Below are 19,191 nucleotides of genomic sequence, written 5' to 3' on the forward strand. Positions count from 1 at the left end.
TGGCAAGCGTACTCCCATGACTATCCAGACCATTAAAACCACACCTTTCGATGACCAAAAACCGGGAACATCCGGTTTACGGAAAAGCGTCAAGCAATTCAAGAAGCCTGATTATTTGCAAACCTTTGTACAAGCCATTTTCAATACCTTGAACAATGTACAAGGAAGCACCCTGATTCTCGGCGGTGACGGGCGTTATTTTAACCGCGAGGCGATTCAAATCATTCTGCGCATGGCCGCCGCCGCTGGGTTTGGGCGGGTGATTTTGGGGCAGGGGGGAATTCTATCGACTCCTGCTGCGTCTAATCTGATCAGGCAATACCAAGCCATCGGTGGCATTATTTTATCGGCAAGCCACAACGCGGGCGGACCGGATGGCGATTTCGGTATCAAATTCAACGGTGCTAACGGCGGCCCCGCTCCAGAAAGTCTGACGGAAGCGATGTTTGCGGAATCCAAACAGCTTCACGAATACCATATTGCGCCACTTCAGCCGATTCCGGTCGACAAGTTGGGGACGTACCAAGTGGCGGGCATGTCGGTGGAAGTGATTGATTCCGTAAGCGCTTACCTTGCACTGATGGAAACCATTTTCGATTTTGACAAAATTGCTGCGTTGCTGACCTCCGATCATTTCAAGATGCGTTTTGATGCGATGCACGCGGTGACAGGCCCTTACGGTCATCGGATATTGGAAGAACGCTTGGGTGCACCTGTCGATACGGTGATTCAAGGCGAACCGTTGGCAGACTTTGGTGGCGGGCATCCTGACCCGAATCAAACGCACGCGCACGAGTTGATGGCAATGCTGTATGCGCGGAATTCCGACATTGATTTCGGCGCCGCCTCGGACGGCGACGGCGACCGCAATATGATTTTGGGCAAGCGTTTTTTTGTCACCCCTAGCGATAGCCTCGCGATTTTGGCAGCAAATGCTCGCCTGATTCCGGGCTACAAAGACGGCATTGCAGGCATTGCGCGTTCCATGCCGACCAGCCAAGCGCCGGATCGTGTTGCGGCGAAACTGGGTATCCCGTGTTTTGAAACCCCGACCGGCTGGAAGTTTTTCGGCAACTTATTGGACGCTGGCAAGATCACGCTGTGCGGTGAAGAGAGCTTTGGTACAGGTTCTGATCATGTGCGCGAAAAAGACGGTTTGTGGGCAGTGTTGTTCTGGTTGAACTTGCTGGCGGAAAAGCAGGATTCGGTGGAAAACATCGTGCGCAAGCATTGGGCGGAATACGGGCGTAACTACTATTCACGTCACGATTACGAAGCGATTGAGCTGAAAGACGCCAATGCTCTGGTGGATGCGTTGCAGGCACAGTTGCCGGGTTTGGTAGGCAAACAGTTTGGTGCTTTGACGGTCGGAGCAACCGATAATTTCACTTACACCGATCCGGTCGATGGTTCAGTGAGCAAGAATCAAGGAATTCGCATCCTGTTTACCGACGGTTCGCGCATTATCTTCCGCTTATCGGGTACGGGGACACAGGGCGCAACCTTGCGCGTTTACCTCGAAAAGTACGAAGCCGATGTCAGCAAACACGATCAGGAGGTGCAAGACGCGCTGGCTGATCTTCTCGCCATCGTGCAACAGGTTGCCAGAATCGAGCACTTTACTGGGCGCGAAGCGGCGGATGTTGTGACCTGATATTTGATATTTGATATTTGATATTTGATATTTGATATTTGATATTTGATATTTGATATTTGATATTTGATATTTGATATTTGATATTTGATATTTGATATTTGATATTTGATATTTGATATTTGATATTTGATATTTGATATTTGATATTTGATATTTGATATTTGATATTTGATATTTGATATTTGATATTTGATATTTGATATTTGATATTTGATATTTGATATTTGATATTTGATAGGCTCTTCGGTAATTCCCGTGGTGAGCCACAACATGTAGTTTTGACCTTATGCAAAAGATTGTCCTCGCGCAAAGCGTAGGTCAATCTGAATCTGCTGAAAAAATCGTTTAACATCCAACAAGCCATAACAGCGTCGTTTGATGACTTTAAGCTTGTTGTTCAAGCCTTCGACAAAACCCGACGTATGCCGGTCTTCAAAATAGTTGGTAATGCTGTCTTGCCAAGTTTCGAGCAAGGTCAGGAATTTATCGAAACAGCTTAGCCCTGATTCCGTCACTTTCTGTTTCCAAGCATCCAATTGTTGGTTGGCTTCGGCTTTGGTTTGGTATTTCATGAAGGTTGCCGTCAGTTCATGACGTAACAGCCATGCTTGTTTCAGTTCCGGTGCATAGCCCAAGAAATGGCTGACTTGTGCTTGTTGTTCTGCGTCCAGCGACCAGAAATGGTGACGAAACGGCCATAACATCCCCTGACAGTACTGTTGGTAGATGTCCTCTGGAAGGTTTTTCTTGAGTGTTGTCAGCGTTTCTTTGCGCAAATTATCCACCGCCTTGTTGTAGTATTGTGCCACATGGAAACGGTCAACCACGATGTGCGCATGGGGCAACGTTTCCTTGACGGCGTTGCTGTAACCTTCATGCATATCGCAGCAAACGCGCTTTACCGTGGCTTTCAGGTGCGCGGGAATGCTGTTGAGAAACGTCACCACCGTTTCTTTTAGGCGATTGGGTAGGATTGCCAGTACACAAACTTGGTCGTTCTTATCCAAGGTGGTGATGATCGCGACAAAATCCTTGTGACCTTTCTTCAGGGCTATCTCGTCAATACCCAAGGTGCGTAATTGGGTGTAATCCGCCCACTCCACCTTGGCACGGATGCAACGATTAACCGCCCCTTCCACCGCATCATGCCCGACATGGCAACGGCGGCTAACATCGCTTACCGTGGAATTACCCAACATGCTCACCAACCAAGCATCAAACGCTTTGGTGTGCGGGCTACGGGGTTCGTGCCAGCTTAGTCGTTGAGTTGTGGTCGGGTGATCATCACAGTGAGGGCAACGGTAACGTTTGGGGCGGATTTCTATCCATACATCACGCCCAAATACCGGCAGGTGGCGCAGCAGGATCGGTTGATCATAACCATGAAACTCCGTGATCTCCCGCCCACAACGGCGGCAAGTCGTCGCGTTCAGGCTGCTTTCCACCTCTAGGATGAATTCACCCTTTTCACCAGAACGGTTTGATAGTATGTGAACATCGGGAATGTCGAGCGGAATTTGGAAGGTTGCGGTCATTGTTAGCTTCTACCTGCCGATGGTTGATATAGCCTCAATACTATATGTTGTGGCTCACCACGGGAATTACCGAAGAGCCATTTGATATTTGATATTTGATATTTGATATTTGATATTTGATATTTGATATTTGATATTTGATATTTGATATTTGATATTTGATATTTGATATTTGATATTTGATATTTGATATTTGATATTTGATATTTGATATTTGATATTTGATATTTGATATTTGATATTTGATATTTGATATTTGATATTTGATATTTGATATTTGATATTTGATATTTGATATTTGATATTTGATATTTGATATTTGATATTTGATATTTGATATTTGATATTTGATATTTGATATTTGATATTTGATATTTGATATTTGATATTTGATATTTGATATTTGATATTTGATATTTGATATTTTTTTGATATTTGATATTTGATATTTGATATTTGATATTTGATATTTGATATTTGATATTTGATATTTGATATTTGATATTTGATATTTGATATTTGATATTTGATATTTGATATTTGATATTTGATATTTGATTTATTGAATGCCTTGTGCGTTAAGGTAATCCCGCACCTCGGCTGGTGAACCCGTAAACACCAGCCGATCCTGCTTCTTACTGATCTGGTAATCATACATCGGGTCGTAATAATCCAACAAAATGAGGCGCACCACATCATAATGCCCCTCAGTTTGCCCCGTCCGTTCTTGGTGCGCCAATGCAGCCTGCATCGTCTGGCGTACTTGTTGGTAACGAACCCCGCCCAAGCGTCGCTGAATTTTATCCAAACTGCCCAGCAAGTACGCACTAAACGCGGCAAAACCTGCGGCTTCATCACCGTTATGCAGCGTGATGAAGGCTTGCAAATTATCCAGCACATACTCCTGATAACTGATTTCTACCCGCTCCTCATCCGGCAATTGCATCAAGATCACCGGCGCTTCCGAGAGCCGCTTGAAAAACGTTTCGGGTAAATGTACCGAGCCGATACTGCGGCTTTCATCTTCAAATAATAGGGTGGTTTGCTGTTGGCTAATCTTGCGCAGTAAGGCAATGCTCAGGGTGTTTTCAAACTGGATTTGCGTCGGTTGACGCTGTGCTTGTGAGCCGAATGCTGAGCCGCGATGGTTCGCTGTTCCCTCCAAATCAATCATTTGAGTGATGGTTTGCAGAAAACGGGTTTTGCCAGAACCCGTGCGTCCGCTGAGAATAATAGGCTGTAGTCGGTTCGGTAAACTGTCCAATTGTTCCCGCAAGAACTGCCGCATCTGCTTATAGCCACCATCAACACGCGGGTATTCGATGCCTGTGTATTCGTACAGCAATTGCTGCGAGATGCGCGAGCGCAATCCCCCCCGGAAGCAGTACAACACACCATCAGGGTGCTCACGGGCGAAGGCTGCCCACGCCGCTACCCGTGCATCCTTAATATCGCCGCTGACTCGTTGCATCCCCAAGGCAATCGCCGCGTCTTGCCCTTGCTGTTTATAGCAGGTGCCGATGGCTTCGCGATCCGCGTCATCCATCAGCGGGTGATTGACAGCGTTAGGAAATGCCCCTTCCAGAAATTCCACGGGGGCGCGGACATCCAACAATGGTCGGTCGGATAGGAACAGGCTGTGCAAATCGTCAATCAGCGGTAGATGCTTACCAAGGTCTTTGGGATTCATGATGCTTATTCCAACGTAATCAGCGCGTTACCGGCAACGGGTTCGCGTAAGTAGCCAATCGGTTGCAAGTCCATACCTGCCTGTTGGCACACGGCTAAGAATTCCGCTTCGCCTTCGGGCGCAAGTGCGACCAGCAAGCCGCCGCTGGTTTGGGGGTCGCAAATGATTTGCCGTTGGCGTTCTGTCATTGCACCCAGCGCATAACCGTAGCTGTCGAAATTGCGTTTCGCCCCACCGGGTGAGCAATCCATTTCCAGATATTGCGGGATGTGTGGCAATACCGGCACTTGGTCGAACTGAATAACTGCTTGCAAGCCGCTGCCTTCGCACATTTCGCGTAAATGCCCGCCCAGCCCAAAGCCGGTGACATCGGTGAGCGCGGTGACGGCTGGCATTTCGCCGAATTGTGCGCCGATGCTGTTCATCTGGCACATGGTATCAATCGCAAGATTGGCATGTTCTGGCAACAAAACTTTGCGTTTTTGCGCGGTGGTGAGGATGCCGATACCCAACGGTTTGGTGAGATACAGCTTGCATCCGGCTTGCGCAGTGCTGTTTTGCTTGAGGTGACGGGTTTGCACAATGCCCGTGACTGCCAAGCCGAAAATGGGTTCGGGTGCGTCGATGCTGTGACCGCCTGCGAGGGGAATGCCTGCATCCTGACATGCTTTGCGCCCACCTTCGACGACTTCACGCCCGACTTCTGGCGGCAATTTGTCGAGCGGCCAGCCGAAAATCGCAATCGCCATGATCGGTTTACCGCCCATTGCGTAGACATCGCTGATGGCATTGGTGGCGGCAATGCGTCCAAAAGTGAACGGATCATCGACAATCGGCATGAAAAAATCGGTAGTGCTGATGACAGCAGTGCCATTGCCTAAATCGTAAACGGCAGCATCATCGCGGGAACTGTTACCGACCAGCAAAGCATCGCAAACATCAGGTGGCAGTTGGCTGTGTAAGATGACATCCAGTACGGCGGGGGCAATTTTACAGCCACAACCGGAGCCGTGGCTGTATTCGGTCATGCGGATGGGGGTTTCCATGTACGGCAATCCTTGGCAAAGCAAAGGACTGCATCATACATCACACCCCTTGACCCGTCAGCACGACCCGCACGGTATCGAACAGAATCCGCATATCCATCCACACGCTTTGATGCTTGATGTACTCCATATCGTAACGGTGTTTGTGTTTGGCATCTTCCACCGATGCGCCATAGGTGTAGCTGACTTGCGCCAATCCAGTCACACCGGGCTTGACGCTGTGGCGCACGCGGTAAAACGGGATATGTTTTTCCAAATCATGGATAAACACTTCACGTTCTGGGCGCGGCCCAACCAGCGACATATCGCCTTTGAGTACATTGAGCAGTTGCGGCAATTCATCAATGCGGGTTTTGCGGATGAATTTGCCGACTCGTGTAATGCGGCTGTCATTTTTAGAAGCCCAGCGTGCGCCATCTTTTTCGGCGTCTTCACACATTGAGCGAAACTTGAAGATGTTAAATTCTTGATTAAACAAGCCGGTGCGCCGTTGTTTGAAAAAGACTGCGCCGGGCGATTCGCATTTGATCGCGATAGCCGTGATCAGCCAAAGGGGTAATGTCATGATTAACAGCAATAAGGATACGCCCACATCCAGCCCGCGCTTCAGGAATGGGTAGTAACTGCTTGTATGCTGCCGTTTGCCACTGTCTTTTAGTAAGTCAACCCTACTAGGTACATACACATATGTCATGACGCTTGCTCCACAAAGACCGTGCGGGGACACTTTTCCACAGGCCATTATTTTTAATATTGGTTAGAATGAAATATTTATTGCTTGTGGATACTATGCGACGGGCGCAGGTGTGCCTCAACGCCATGACCTATAATCGCGGCTATTTAGCTGACGAAATGCTTAATGAGAAAAATTAATGGAAATTAACGCATGATCTGCGACATGCCGCCCATGACCGGGAGCATGATAGAAAGGACAATTAAGGTCACGATACCGCCCATCACCAGAATCAATCCGGGTTCGAGCAAACTGAGCATGGTGGCAATTTTGGTTTGCACTTCGCGCTCTTGCTGAATGGCGGCGCGTTCCAGCATTTCATCGAGTTTGCCACTGCCTTCACCGCTGGCAATCAGATAAACCATCATTGGTGGGAAATAGCCGGAACGTTCCAGCGCTTTGTGAATCGGCATCCCTTCACGCACTTTTTCAGCCGCTTCCAGCACCGAGCGGCGCATCGGAATGCTGATGACGACTTCCGCAGAAATTTTCATCGCGTCCAACACCGTTACGCCACTGCTGCTGAGGATGCTGAAGGTGCGGGCAAAGTTTTCGGTGTTAATGCCACGGGTAATGCGCCCGATGACCGGCAAACGCAACAGCAGCCGGTGGTAACGCGCTTTCCACACAGGGCGTTGCAATAGCCACACGATTCCCGCAATCACCAAAATAATGCCAATGAGCAAGGTTAAGCCGTGGTTTTGCAGGAATTCGCTGGCAGCAATCAGCATTCGCGTGAGCAAGGGCAACTCAATGTCCAACGTCGAAAATGCTTCCACGACTTTGGGGACAACAAAGCGCAGCAAGGCGGATACCACGCCAATCGCAACCAGCAATAAAATCAAGGGGTAAGCCAGCGCAGTGGTGACTTTTTGCTGATTATGCTGGCGATTTTCGGTGTAATCCGCCAAGCGTTCCAAGACTTCGGACAAATGCCCAGATTGTTCGCCCGCGCCCACCGTTGCGCGATACAACACCGGAAACGCACCGGGGAATAAGCCTAATGCGCCTGCCAGCGTGTGACCTTCCATGACCCGTGAGCGTATCGCCGAAAAAATACGGCGCGAGGAGTTGCGTTCGGTTTGGCGCACCACCGCACCCAAGGCTTCCTCAATCGGCGAACCCGCACGTACTAAAGTAGCAAGTTGGCGTGTCATCAGCGCAAGATCGGCAGGGTTGAGTCGCCCGCCACCAAACAAGGAACGGCTTTCGGATTTTTTCTGCTTTTGCGCGACTTCATTGACTTCCAGCGGGATCAAATCGCCATTGCGCAATAATTGGCGTACTTGGCGCGGCGTATCCGCTTCCATAATGCCGCGTTCTTCCTTACCGGCGGCATTCAGGGCGAGGTATTCAAACGCGGGCATTAATGCGCATCCTCACGGGTGACGCGCAATACTTCGTCTAGCGAGGTGCGGCCTTCCAAGACTAAGCGAATACCGTCTTCGCGAATGCTGGGGCTGTGTTGGCGGGCGTAAGCTTCGAGTTGCATTTCGCTTTTGTGGTCGTGGATCATTTGGCGCAAGCCGTCATCCAGCGCCACCAGTTCGTAAATCCCCAAGCGCCCGACGAAACCGCGATGGTTACAGGCAGGGCAACCGACCGGCTTGTAGAGAATCGGGCGGGCAGTGTGCGGGTCGGCGCGGAGGATTTGCATTTCACCGTCATCAGCAGGCGAAGCTTGTTTGCATTCGGGGCAAAGCACCCGTACCAGCCGTTGCGCGACCACACCGAGTAAGCTGGAAGCGAGCAAATAAGGTTCGACACCCATGTCTTGCATACGGGTGACAGCACCCACAGCAGTATTGGTGTGCAAGGTGGAAAATACCAAATGCCCGGTCAAACTGGCTTGCACCGCAATTTCAGCGGTTTCCAGATCGCGGATTTCACCGACCATGACCACATCCGGGTCTTGGCGCAAAATGGCGCGTAAGCCGCGTGCAAAGGTCATGTCGACTTTGCTATTGACTTGGGTTTGCCCAATGCCGTCAATGTAGTATTCGATAGGATCTTCGACGGTGAGAATATTGCGGCGTTGGTCGTTTAAGTGCGTCAGACCCGCGTACAGCGTGGTGGTTTTCCCTGAACCGGTGGGACCGGTAACGAGAATAATGCCGTGTGGCTTTTCGATCAGTGCTTGCAGGCGGTCATAAATTTTCGGATCCATGCCCAGGTGTGACAGATTCAAGCGTCCGGCTTGCTTGTCCAATAAGCGCAATACCACCCGTTCGGTGTGACCGGAGGGCAGGGTGGAAACCCGCACGTCGACGCCGCGTCCGGCAACGCGCAAGGAAATGCGTCCGTCTTGAGGCAGGCGTTTTTCGGCAATATCCAAGCGTGCCATGACTTTGATCCGCGAAATAATCACGGGCGCGAGTTTTCGCGGTGGTTCGATGATTTCACGCAAAATCCCATCGACACGCATTCGCACCGACATACGGGTTTCAAAGGTTTCGATATGGATGTCGGATGCGCCTTCCTTCACCGCTTGGGTCAACAATGCGTTGATCAGGCGGATAATCGGGGCATCGTCTTCGGATTCCAGCAAGTCTTCCGGTTCGGGTAATGACCCGGCAATGTCTTGCAAATCGGCATCATCACCGATGTCTTGCATCATCGACGCGCCGACTTGGCTGCGGTCATAATGCGCTGCCAGCAAGCGGTCAAAGGTGGCATTGTCAACCGTTTGAAACTGCAAATCGGCGTAGCTGAGGCGTTGCACTTCTGCCAATGCCAGTGGTGTGACTCCAGTACGACACAGCACCAGTGGTTGTTGCCCACTGGTTTGCAGCAAAATGCCGTGGCGTTTGGCGAAGCTGTACGGCAAGCTCAACGCAAGGCTGAGTGGCTCTTCGGCAATGGCTAATGCATCCTGCCCGCTCATAATGCCCCGCTACAGAATGGGTCGGATTTGTTGCAGGTGCTTTTTCCCTGAGTGACTGGTTGCACGGGGGCGGGTGGGCGCGGCGGCGGATTGTGCAAGCTGTCAGCCGAGCCGTTGATGACGCGATTCATATCCGGCGGCAGGGTGGATGCGCTTTCGGACAAACGATTGCGCTGTAATACTTTGCTGCGCTGTTGTTGCTGCTGCATGGTTTGGTATTTCATGCGGGTGTAGGCATCGGCGGATTTGCCATCCGGCATAATAATCGGGTGGATGAACACCATCAGGTTGTTTTTGGTTTTATTGGTGGTGTTGTTGCGGAAAGCGCCGCCGATAACGGGTATATCACCCAATAACGGCACTTTGCTTTCGGAATCGCGGTAATTGTCTTCGATCAAACCGCCCAACACCAGTATTTGCCCGTCTTCCACCATGACATTGGTGGTAATGCGGCGTTTATTGGTAATGAGATCCGACGCGCCGGAACTGCTGGAGGCGACGTTGGAAGTTTCCTGTTCAATTTTGAGATTCACGGTTTCGCCCCGGTTGATTTGTGGGGTGATTTTGAATTTCAAACCGACATCTTTGCGTTCAATCGTGGTGAACGGGTTGGTGGTGTCGTTCGCGGCATTGGTGGAACGCCCGGTGATGAAGGGGACTTCTTGCCCGACGGTGATTTCGGCTTCTTCGTTATCCATCGTCACCAGCGTTGGGGTGGAAAGGATATTGGTGGCGGCATCGCCTTTGAGCGCTTCGACAATTGCGCCGAAGCTGTTGTTACCCCCCGCCAGCAATAAACCGTTAGGAATGCTGGGGATGGTATTGGCTTGCACTGCGCCGACAATGCCAGCGAGTGTGCTAATGCCACCAAAGTTGCTGTAACCGACCGGGCCGCTGCCGTCATTCGCGCCGTTCGCCAGCAAGGTTGCGCCAAGTTGGTTGGAAAGGTCGGTGGAGACTTCAGCAATGACGGCTTCGACCAAAACTTGAGCGCGGCGGCGGTCAAGCTGATTGATCACCGCAATCATGTTTTTCTGCATGGTGGGGGGACCGCTGATGATAATCGAATTGCTGCTTTTATCTGCCAAGACCTTGATGTTGCTGCTGCCAGCGGTGGCGCCGGGCGTGCCATCAGGCGACATGCCCGCGCCGCCTGCATTGGCTGCACTGTAGTCGTAGTAACCACTTCCGCCGTATTGCTGAATATTTGGCGCGACCCCATTCAGCACATTGACCACATCTTCGGCTTTGGCGTAGCGCAGTTGAATGACTTTGGTGTCACCTTCAATGGCGCGTTTGACATCCAGTTTAGCGATGGCGCTTTTCAGGCGTTCGCGGGTTTGCCGGTCGCCGGAAATCAGGACGCTGTTGGTGCGTTCATCGGCTGATATTTTGCTCCCCCCGGCAGGCATCATGCCACCGGCGGCAGCCGCTGCATTACCACCGCCAACCAAGCCTTGTAAGGTAACGGCAACTTGTGAAGCCACCGCGTATTCGAGCGGCACCAGTTCAAAATCTTCGTTATTGGGTTTATCGACGCTGGCAATCACTTCCATTAAGCGGGCAACGTTTTGGGCTTTGCCCTTTAAAGCGATGGTGTTGCTGGCTTGGTTGGGCAGAATGCTGGTTTCGCCCTGACCACTCAGCGGCATCAGGGTTTGAATCGCGGTAGTAACGGGGATGTATTCGAGTTTGACCACTTGGGAAATCGTGGCATCCGGGTCGCTTTCTGCTGGGTTAGCCACCATCGGGGCGACGTTGCCACGGGCTTTTCCGGCGGGAACAATTTTGATGAGGTCGCCGCTTTCCACCGCTTCAAAGCCGTGAACTTGCAGCACTGACAGAAAGGCTTCGTACAAGCCGTCTTTGTCTAACCCACGCCCGGAAATAAAGGTAACTTTGCCGCGTACTTGCTGATCGACGATGAAATTCTTGCCGGTGGTTTTGGCTACAATATCAATCAACTGGCGGATTTCAGTATCTTGCAGATTAATGCGGGTGGCATCTTCCGCATTTAAGGCTGCACTTGTGGTTAATAGCCAGAGCGAGCAAGCCAAAAGACTGCTGGAAAAAAGGGAACTGCGTTTATGGTGGTGCGATTTCATTAAAGACCTGTATCCGTTTACGATCGGCTGGCGGCAATGTCCCGCAAGGTTGGTACGGCAAGCCCCGCAGTATCCGCAATCTGTATGGCACGTTGCAAGCGTGCGGGAGCGCTGCGCCCCATGCATGGGTGTTCGGGGTCGCCAGCAAAGGCAACCAACATGGCTTGTAACAGTTCCGCATGATCCAAGGTTTTGCCCGTTAAGTATTGTTGCAGGGCGTGTACATCGTGCGCCAGTGCTTCAACCAAGGCGGAGTGTTGCGCCCAAAGTGTGCTTACTGTTCCGCCAACACGTAGCCCCGCAATGTTGCTGACCAGAATATAGTAGTTTTTGCGCACCAGCTCGAATAATAATTCCGCGTGATCATGCACCAGATAATGGGGAATATCCAGCGCATTCAGACTGGCGGCTAATAATGCAGCATTATGCCCGTACACGGGGGAGGGAACGACGATTTTAACGGTTTGCCCACGCTTTTTTTCAAACCAAACCGAAATCACGGTGGGGTCAATCAACCCATGCTGTTCCCAATCTGGCGGTAATAATTCGTTTTGGAGCAGGGCTACCCGCGTTTTCCAAGCATCGGGGAGTTGTGCCAAAGTGGGGTGCAAGTCGGCTTCGCCCACGGCAACGATGACTAGCGCGGGTTCGGGAATTTGCGCGGCTTCTGCTGACATTGGCATACTGCGGGTGATCGGGTAAACCGGATGCCCTAGGCGCAAGAAACCGTGTGCCAGCACTGCACCGATTTCGCCGATTCCGATAATGACAATAGGTTGTTTCACCCTGCGCTCCTTAATTCACTCAATGTATCCGCTAAGTGGCTGAGTCTAGCCAACCTAGTGCAGCGCCTCAAGTGAAATGACGGTAACGTTGCGATTGCATAGCCGCCACTGGCAATGACCGTTATAATGCGGCAATCTTTTAGCGTTGTAGGAAATGTTCCAACATGAATCTGATTTCGCCATTTAAAGGCTTGCGCCCCGCTCCGGGTCGTGCCGCTGAAGTGATTGCCCCGCCGTATGATGTGCTGAATTCTGCGGAAGCGCGGGAGCGGGCAGCAGGCAAACCCTGGAGTTTTTTGCATGTCTCCAAGCCGGAAATTGATTTGCCGGAAGATACCGACCCGTATAGCCCAGTAGTGTATGCCAAAGCTGCTGAAAATCTGGCGCGTATTATCGACGCGGGTTTGTTGGTGCGCGATGAGCAGCCGTGTTATTACGCTTACCGCTTGATTATGGATGGGCATTCGCAAACCGGCTTGGTGGCGGGTGCGTCGGTGGCGGATTACGATACCAACCGAATTCGTAAACACGAATTTACCCGCCCGGTGAAAGAAGATGATCGGGTGCGTCAGATTGATGCGGTGAATGCGCAAACTGGCCCCGTGTTACTGGCTTACCCCGATACGCCGGTGGTGGATGCGATTTTGGCGGCGGCTTCGCAAGCGGCACCGGCGTTGGATGTGACCGCTGATGATGGCATTCAACACACGTTATGGGTGATTGACGATGCGGCGAGCATTGTGCAATTGACTGCCGCGTTTAATGCGATGCCCGCGATCTACATTGCGGATGGGCATCACCGTTCGGCGGCGGCGTCGCGGATTGCGAAAATGCGCAATAATCAGCAAGGGTCTGATTTTTTCCTCTCGGTGATTTTCCCCGCGCATGAGATGAAAATCTTCGACTACAACCGCGTGATTAAGGATTTGCACGGGCTTGACCCCACACAATTCCTCGCGGCGGTTGAGGAACATTTTGCGCTAGAGCCTTCTGCCACACCGGTTAAGCCGGATGCACCCGGTATTTTTGGGATGTACATGGATGGGCAGTGGTTCAAATTGACCCTGAACCCCGAACTGATGCCGAATGACGATCCGGTAGCGCGTTTGGATGTGAGCCGTTTGGCGCGTTATTTGATCGAGCCGATCTTGGGCATTAGTGACCCGCGTCGTGATGACCGCATTGATTTTGTGGGCGGAATTCGCGGTTTGGCGGGCTTGGAAAAGCGCGTGGATAGCGGTGAAATGGCCGTCGCGTTCTCGCTTTACGCCACCAGTATGCAAGACCTGATGGCGGTAGCCGATAACAACGATGTAATGCCGCCAAAGTCGACGTGGTTTGAGCCGAAACTGGCGGATGGTGTGGTGTCTTACTTGCTGGACTAAGCTGAGGCTTGACAGGGTGGGCTAAATTTGCCCGCTCTGTTGCTTGTGTGTATCAGTATCCACTTATATACTTGTGGCATGAAACATACTAACACCAAGAGCAAACCGGCTCACCACGTGAACGTTGGACTGGACGTCTTCGGCAATGCCATCCCTGAAATAAAATCTGCACAAGTGGAAGGGACGGGCAAAGCCATCGCACTGCGCATTGTGAAACGCCATGACACGGTGCTGAAACCTAGCCCGAAACGGGTACGTGCGGCGACGCGGGTAAAAAAATCCACTTCCAAAGCCTTGATTTCTGTTACCCCCAATCTGTTGGAACGTTTAGTGCCTTGGTGGGTGCAAGCCAAGCCAGCGCTTGAACACCCGCCAGCGGTCGATGGGGTAAATGAACGTTTGGAACACGCTTTCAAACGCTTACACCACGAATTCAACGAACGTGAGCAACAACTCGAAGCCAAAATGCACGAGTTACAGCACGCGCAGCAAACCTTGGCAGCGACCAAAACCAAACGCCAAGTCTGGCTAGTGCCGATGATCGTGGTAGCGGGGGCGGCAGGTGGCTATATGATGTACATCATGAGCAGTATGCAAACATCCATGATCACGATGTCGGGCAATATCAACACCATGAACGGTCACATCGGCACGATGGCAGCCGATACGCAAACGATGGCGTACAGCACCCAGTCGATGAACCAGTCCATGTATTACATGAATAATAATGTCGCCTATATGAGCGGCAATGTGGCGCAAATGAACCAGAAAGTTGGCACATTGGCGCAAGCTGCTGCGCCGATGGGGGAAGCCGCTGCGACGGTCAGCCCGTTTATGAATATGTTTAAGTCCTTTATGCCGTTTTAATGAAGCGCTGTGCCGATGCGTTCCCAGCGTATCGTGTTACCTTCGGCTGAAAACCAGATTTGCCGCGCTTTGCCGACCACATCCTGCAAGGGGACTGTGCCAAAAAAGCGTGAATCGTTGCTATCCGTGCGATTATCCCCCATCACGAACACTTCCCCGTGCGGCACTGTTATATCCGTTTGGGGCAGTTGCGCCTGTTGATTATTCCAGAAAACTTGCCACGTGCGTTCACCGCTGGTTTCGGTGACGAGTAAACCGTGTGCGCCGGTTATGGTGCTGTGACGCAGGGATTTGCCGTTGATGGCAACATCCGCGCCTTTGATTTTCACCTTATCCCCCGGTAGTCCGATAATCCGTTTGATGAAATAGGTATTGCGGCTGTCGGGGTAGATGAAAATGGCAATGTCGCCGCGTTGCACGGGGTGAACTGCGCCGATGCGGTTGTAGCGTTTGTCGGCAAACAATAGATCGTATTTCAGCACAGTGGGATTCATGCTGTTGGAGGGGACAAGGAAGGCTTCGACGCGGTGTTGTTGCACGTAATCACTGAGCAGGGGCAGGGCGATTAGGCTGCATACCACCCAAACCAAGCTGTATACGCCTGCGCTTTGCCAGCTTTTGAGGGTGTATTCACGCTGACGGCGAGCGCTGCGGAAAGCCTGTGTAATGCTGTAAAGCCAGAGTATTAGGAGCGAAAATACCCCGATGATGAGCGCGGGCAGTGTCCAACTGATGGGCAGGTATAGCCCGATGACCACAATCCCCAACACACTTAGCAGCCCGAAACCTAGCAATAACCAGACGGTTTTGTGCCATTCGCCGTTATAAAGCTGCCCTAAGCCGGGTAATAGCAGGGATAAGAGTGCGGCGAGGAGGGGTTTGCGGAGTTTGTAGGGGGTTTGCATGGGGGATTCCTGTTTTGTTGGGTGGAGTGTAGATGGTTTTGGCGGGGGATTGGGGATTTTTGGCTGGACGGTGACGGGTGGTTAATTTTTGTTGAATGTCGGGTGTTTAGCGTTAATAATCGGTTTGTTAGGGCTATTTTTGCAAGTTATGGGGCTGAAGAATGGATGTTAAGCCGTATTTTCGGTATTGGGGTAAGGCGAAGCCGGGGCAGGATGAGGCGGGGGCGCAATGGCATTTGTTGCCGTATCATTCGTTGGATGTGGCGGCAGTGGCTGCTGTATGGCTAGATTCAAGTTCTGTCATTCGACGACGTTTTAGCACTATTGCGCAATCTGATGAGCAGCACGTGGTGGCGTGGTTAAAGTTTTTTGTCGCACTCCATGATCTTGGAAAATTCGATATTCGTTTCCAGCTTAAAGTACCCGATTTGCTCAAAGATTTGTGTGCAGAGTCTGCATTACCTTTGCCATCCGCTAATATTTCAAGGAATTATTGGCATGGTGAATATGCACATTTTTGGGCATATCACGATCTTGCTGAACGTTTGCAATGGAAGCCCCCAGCAAATTTCTGGGATGAGATGGAGGGTGAAAAGCTTTGGGAGGCATGGCAACCGTGGATTCAAGCCGTTGCTGGGCATCATGGCAAAGAGCCAACTAATTTTAATGGGCAAGATGAGCCTTGGGGCGTTTCTCCCGCTATTTTGGCGCATGATAAACAAGCCCGACTTGAGTTCATTACTGAGATTGAAGCCTTATTCCTGAAGCCTGCTGGGTTATCTATTTCGGATCAACCACCCGTCTGTGATGTGTTGTTTCTCGCCGGATTTTGTTCAGTCTGTGATTGGCTAGGTTCAACAACGCATAACCGGGATGGTGAAATACGATTTGGTTATCAATCGACTGATGAAAAACCAGCAGATTACTTCAACAAGCGTGTGCCGATAGCTCGCACATTATTGGAAGAGAGCGGTTTGTTAGTCAAGGTTGTAACTGTTGGTGGCATGGCAGAGGTTTTTTCTCAATTTAAAACACCCCAGCAGGTGCAAACACTGGTGGATGTATTACCTATCCAGCAGGGTCTGACACTGATTGAAGCACCCACAGGTTCAGGAAAAACGGAAGCGGCACTTGCTTACGCCAGTTATTTGCTGGCTGAAGGTATGGCAGAAAGCATTGTGTTTGCCTTGCCAACGCAGGCAACAGCAAATGCGATGTTAGACCGTTTACTTGAAGTGGCAGATAGGTTATTTGAACAAACTGACATGGTGCTGGCACATGGGAAAGCAGGTTTTAATCCGCGCTTTATTGATTTAAAACGGGGGGCATCAAGGCACACACCACAAGATGAGCAAAACGAATTGGAAGCCAGTGTGCATTGTGCCCGTTGGTTGGGTCAAAGTAGGAAGCGGGCTTTTCTTGGCCAGATGGGTGTCTGTACGGTCGATCAGGTATTAGTGTCGGTTTTGCCGGTCAAACACCGTTTTGTGCGTAGCTTCGGTTTGGGAAAAAGTGTACTGATTATTGACGAAGTTCATGCCTATGACAGCTACATGTATGGGTTATTGAATAAGGTATTGAAGCAACAAAGAGCTATGCAGGGCAGTGTTATTCTATTATCGGCTACTTTGCCCTTACAACAACGTGAGGCATTGGTCGCCGCGTGGGGCGGTCAAGCTGATGTGTTTTCACCGCAAGATGAATACCCAATGATTACCTGTGTTGGTGTTGTAAAGCCTGAATGCTTTACGCTACCCGATTCAGAAAAACAACGGCTTGCCCAATTGCCAGTGCGGGAGGTTCAGGTAAGTTGGGATGAAGCCGCTGATATGCTACCCGATGACATCTTACAACAGCGTATTGTTGCCGCCGCTGAAACAGGGGCAAACGTGGTGGTTATCTGCAATTTAGTGGCTGATGCACAAGCATTAAAGATCAGTTTATCAGGGAAAACCTCATTGCCTGTCGATTTGTTTCATTCACGGTTCCGTTTCAGAGATCGGCAAACGAAGGAGCAAACGGTGTTGGATGCTTATGGCAAGGGTGAGAAGCGTAAGCAGGGTGGGGTTCTGGTTGCTACCCAAGTGGTTGAGCAAAGTCTTGATCTGGATTTTGACTGGATGATTACCCAGCTTTGCCCAATAGATTTGTTGTTCCAACGCTTGGGGCGTTTGCATCGACATGAGCGTGTAAGGCTTGAGGGGTTTGAACAGCCTCAATGCACAGTGCTATTACCGCAGAATCAACAGTACGAATTACACAAGCTGATTTACGGCAATAAAAACGCACCAAACTCACGAGTTTTATGGCGCACGGAGCGTAAGGTTCGTGATAACCCAATCATGGTGTTTCCTTTGGTGTATCGCCCCATGATTGAGGCTGTTTACCAAGAAGAAGCATGGGAGGATGAGCCAGGGGCTATTGTCTCTGAGTATGAACGGTTTTGGAAAGAAGACTACGCCAGTTATTTAAAAGCGAATCTGATCACAGATGTTCATGCGGTTTGGGATGACGATGATAGTAACGTTAGCTTACTAACTCGTGATGGTGAAATGAGCTTGAACATTATTCCTGTTGTTGAAACCTCAGCAGATCAATGTTTTTTGGGGAATACCCGGCTGATAAGTGCTTTGGAGGAGTGGCAGAGGGCAGAGGAGGTCATGCTGAATACGATTCCAGCCCCTGCTTCATGGAAAAAGCAGGGATTGCCCAGTGAAAAAGAAGGGGTCATCTGGCTGGTGATGTTGGCAGCTTCTGAAGGGCGTTGGGAATGTGTGACTGACAAGGCTAGATTCAGTTATACCGCCGATACTGGCTTGACGATGGAGCAACGTTAATGCAACGGGGTTTCCAGCCAGTTTTCTACCTGCAAACCGGGAACACGTTCAAACTCACCCGTATTGTTGGTGATGATGATCAGGTTCATAGTCAGGGCGTGTGCAGCAATCCAGAGGTCATTGCCCCCGATTTTGTTGCCTTGCTTTTCCAGTGTACTTCTGATGATGCCGTAGTTCTTGGCGACTTCAACAGACATGGGCTGAATGGGCAAGCGTTCGCTCAACAGTTGCAGATTTTTCAGCGCCGCTTCGGACTCGCGGCTTTTCATCGCGCCATTATACAACTCACCATAGGTAATCATGGACATCACCACTTCTCCCCGTTGCAGGATACGGAAGCGTTCAGCAATTTCCGGTGGTCGGCGGTTTTTCAAGTAGATACAAGTGTCTGTATCCATCATGTAGCGTGCATTCATGCGTCGAAGTTCCTCTCCTGTGGCGGCGGGTCATTACGACTGTCTTCCATGAAATCAGCAGGCATGGCCGCAAAAATATCCAGAACATCCAGAAGGTTGTCCTGTTTTTTGCGCAAAATAAGTTCATCGCCACGGCGGAAGATTTCGACCTCTGCTGCGTCTATTTGGAATTCCCGTGGAATGCGCACTGCTTGGGAGTTGCCGCTTTGAAAGACTCGTGTTATCGCCATTTTGATAACTCCTGTATATACAATAATGTTTATACATTAACATATTTTGAAAAGAAGGCAAGTACACTTGTTGCACTTGCCTTCACCCCCACTACAGCAGGGGAACACCTTTGAGT

General features: G+C 50.6%; 15 protein-coding genes. 4 read left to right on the plus strand and 11 right to left on the minus strand.

What is annotated here, in order from left to right:
* Nucleotides 1-16: 16 nt before the first annotated feature.
* On the plus strand, nucleotides 17-1,654 hold the full coding sequence (locus HMY34_RS15585) for an alpha-D-glucose phosphate-specific phosphoglucomutase (protein ID WP_202716364.1): 1,638 nt from the start codon (nucleotides 17-19) through the stop codon (nucleotides 1,652-1,654).
* A 287-nt stretch (nucleotides 1,655-1,941) separates the two neighbouring features.
* Here the strand turns inward: HMY34_RS15585 and HMY34_RS15590 are convergent, their stop codons facing one another.
* The 8 genes from HMY34_RS15590 to HMY34_RS15625 form a co-directional block, all read right to left on the minus strand.
* Nucleotides 1,942-3,192 carry an ISL3 family transposase gene (locus HMY34_RS15590; protein ID WP_202716365.1) on the minus strand — a complete coding sequence of 417 codons (1,251 nt, stop codon included), beginning with the start codon at nucleotides 3,190-3,192 and terminating at the stop codon, nucleotides 1,942-1,944.
* Nucleotides 3,193-3,751: 559 nt separating this feature from the next.
* Nucleotides 3,752-4,882, minus strand: a complete 1,131-nt coding sequence (mnmH, locus tag HMY34_RS15595) for a tRNA 2-selenouridine(34) synthase MnmH (protein ID WP_228287885.1) — start codon at nucleotides 4,880-4,882, stop codon at nucleotides 3,752-3,754.
* Between the two features lie 5 nt (nucleotides 4,883-4,887).
* On the minus strand, nucleotides 4,888-5,928 hold the full coding sequence (selD, locus tag HMY34_RS15600; protein WP_202716366.1) for a selenide, water dikinase SelD: 1,041 nt from the start codon (nucleotides 5,926-5,928) through the stop codon (nucleotides 4,888-4,890).
* 40 nt (nucleotides 5,929-5,968) lie between these two features.
* Nucleotides 5,969-6,622: an exopolysaccharide biosynthesis polyprenyl glycosylphosphotransferase gene (locus HMY34_RS15605; RefSeq protein WP_228287886.1), complete on the minus strand. Its 654-nt coding sequence runs from the start codon at nucleotides 6,620-6,622 to the stop codon at nucleotides 5,969-5,971.
* A 185-nt stretch (nucleotides 6,623-6,807) separates the two neighbouring features.
* Nucleotides 6,808-8,028 carry a type II secretion system inner membrane protein GspF gene (gene gspF, locus HMY34_RS15610; RefSeq protein WP_202716368.1) on the minus strand — a complete coding sequence of 407 codons (1,221 nt, stop codon included), beginning with the start codon at nucleotides 8,026-8,028 and terminating at the stop codon, nucleotides 6,808-6,810.
* On the minus strand, nucleotides 8,028-9,545 hold the full coding sequence (gene gspE, locus HMY34_RS15615; protein ID WP_202716369.1) for a type II secretion system ATPase GspE: 1,518 nt from the start codon (nucleotides 9,543-9,545) through the stop codon (nucleotides 8,028-8,030). Before gspE ends, gspF begins: the two co-directional genes overlap by 1 nt.
* Nucleotides 9,542-11,602 carry a type II secretion system secretin GspD gene (gene gspD, locus HMY34_RS15620; RefSeq protein ID WP_202716370.1) on the minus strand — a complete coding sequence of 687 codons (2,061 nt, stop codon included), beginning with the start codon at nucleotides 11,600-11,602 and terminating at the stop codon, nucleotides 9,542-9,544. The genes gspE and gspD overlap by 4 nt, the downstream gene beginning before the upstream one ends.
* Nucleotides 11,603-11,667: 65 nt before the next feature.
* Nucleotides 11,668-12,435: a hypothetical protein gene (locus tag HMY34_RS15625; protein WP_202716371.1), complete on the minus strand. Its 768-nt coding sequence runs from the start codon at nucleotides 12,433-12,435 to the stop codon at nucleotides 11,668-11,670.
* A 164-nt stretch (nucleotides 12,436-12,599) separates the two neighbouring features.
* On the opposite strand from HMY34_RS15625, the gene HMY34_RS15630 reads away from it, so the two are divergent.
* Both HMY34_RS15630 and HMY34_RS15635 read left to right on the plus strand, forming a co-directional pair.
* Entirely contained in the window at nucleotides 12,600-13,820 is a 1,221-nt protein-coding gene (locus HMY34_RS15630) for a DUF1015 domain-containing protein (RefSeq protein WP_202716372.1), read from the plus strand.
* 117 nt (nucleotides 13,821-13,937) lie between these two features.
* Entirely contained in the window at nucleotides 13,938-14,687 is a 750-nt protein-coding gene (locus HMY34_RS15635) for a hypothetical protein (protein ID WP_202716373.1), read from the plus strand.
* On the opposite strand, the gene lepB is transcribed toward HMY34_RS15635, so the two are convergent.
* Nucleotides 14,684-15,592 carry a signal peptidase I gene (gene lepB, locus HMY34_RS15640; protein ID WP_202716374.1) on the minus strand — a complete coding sequence of 303 codons (909 nt, stop codon included), beginning with the start codon at nucleotides 15,590-15,592 and terminating at the stop codon, nucleotides 14,684-14,686. The genes HMY34_RS15635 and lepB overlap by 4 nt on opposite strands.
* A 161-nt stretch (nucleotides 15,593-15,753) precedes the next feature.
* On the opposite strand from lepB, the gene cas3 reads away from it, so the two are divergent.
* Nucleotides 15,754-18,429 carry a CRISPR-associated helicase/endonuclease Cas3 gene (cas3, locus tag HMY34_RS15645; RefSeq protein WP_202716375.1) on the plus strand — a complete coding sequence of 892 codons (2,676 nt, stop codon included), beginning with the start codon at nucleotides 15,754-15,756 and terminating at the stop codon, nucleotides 18,427-18,429.
* Here the strand turns inward: cas3 and HMY34_RS15650 are convergent.
* Together HMY34_RS15650 and HMY34_RS15655 are read right to left on the minus strand one after the other, a co-directional pair.
* Nucleotides 18,426-18,845, minus strand: a complete 420-nt coding sequence (locus HMY34_RS15650) for a type II toxin-antitoxin system VapC family toxin (protein ID WP_202716376.1) — start codon at nucleotides 18,843-18,845, stop codon at nucleotides 18,426-18,428. The two genes, cas3 and HMY34_RS15650, sit on opposite strands and share 4 nt — an antisense overlap.
* Nucleotides 18,842-19,075, minus strand: coding sequence for an antitoxin (locus tag HMY34_RS15655; RefSeq protein ID WP_202716377.1), 234 nt, complete (start codon nucleotides 19,073-19,075; stop codon nucleotides 18,842-18,844). Before HMY34_RS15655 ends, HMY34_RS15650 begins: the two co-directional genes overlap by 4 nt.
* Nucleotides 19,076-19,191 lie beyond the last annotated feature (116 nt).

It is taken from the genome of Thiothrix subterranea (assembly GCF_016772315.1).
In the GTDB taxonomy this organism is placed as follows: Bacteria; Pseudomonadota; Gammaproteobacteria; order Thiotrichales; family Thiotrichaceae; genus Thiothrix; species Thiothrix subterranea.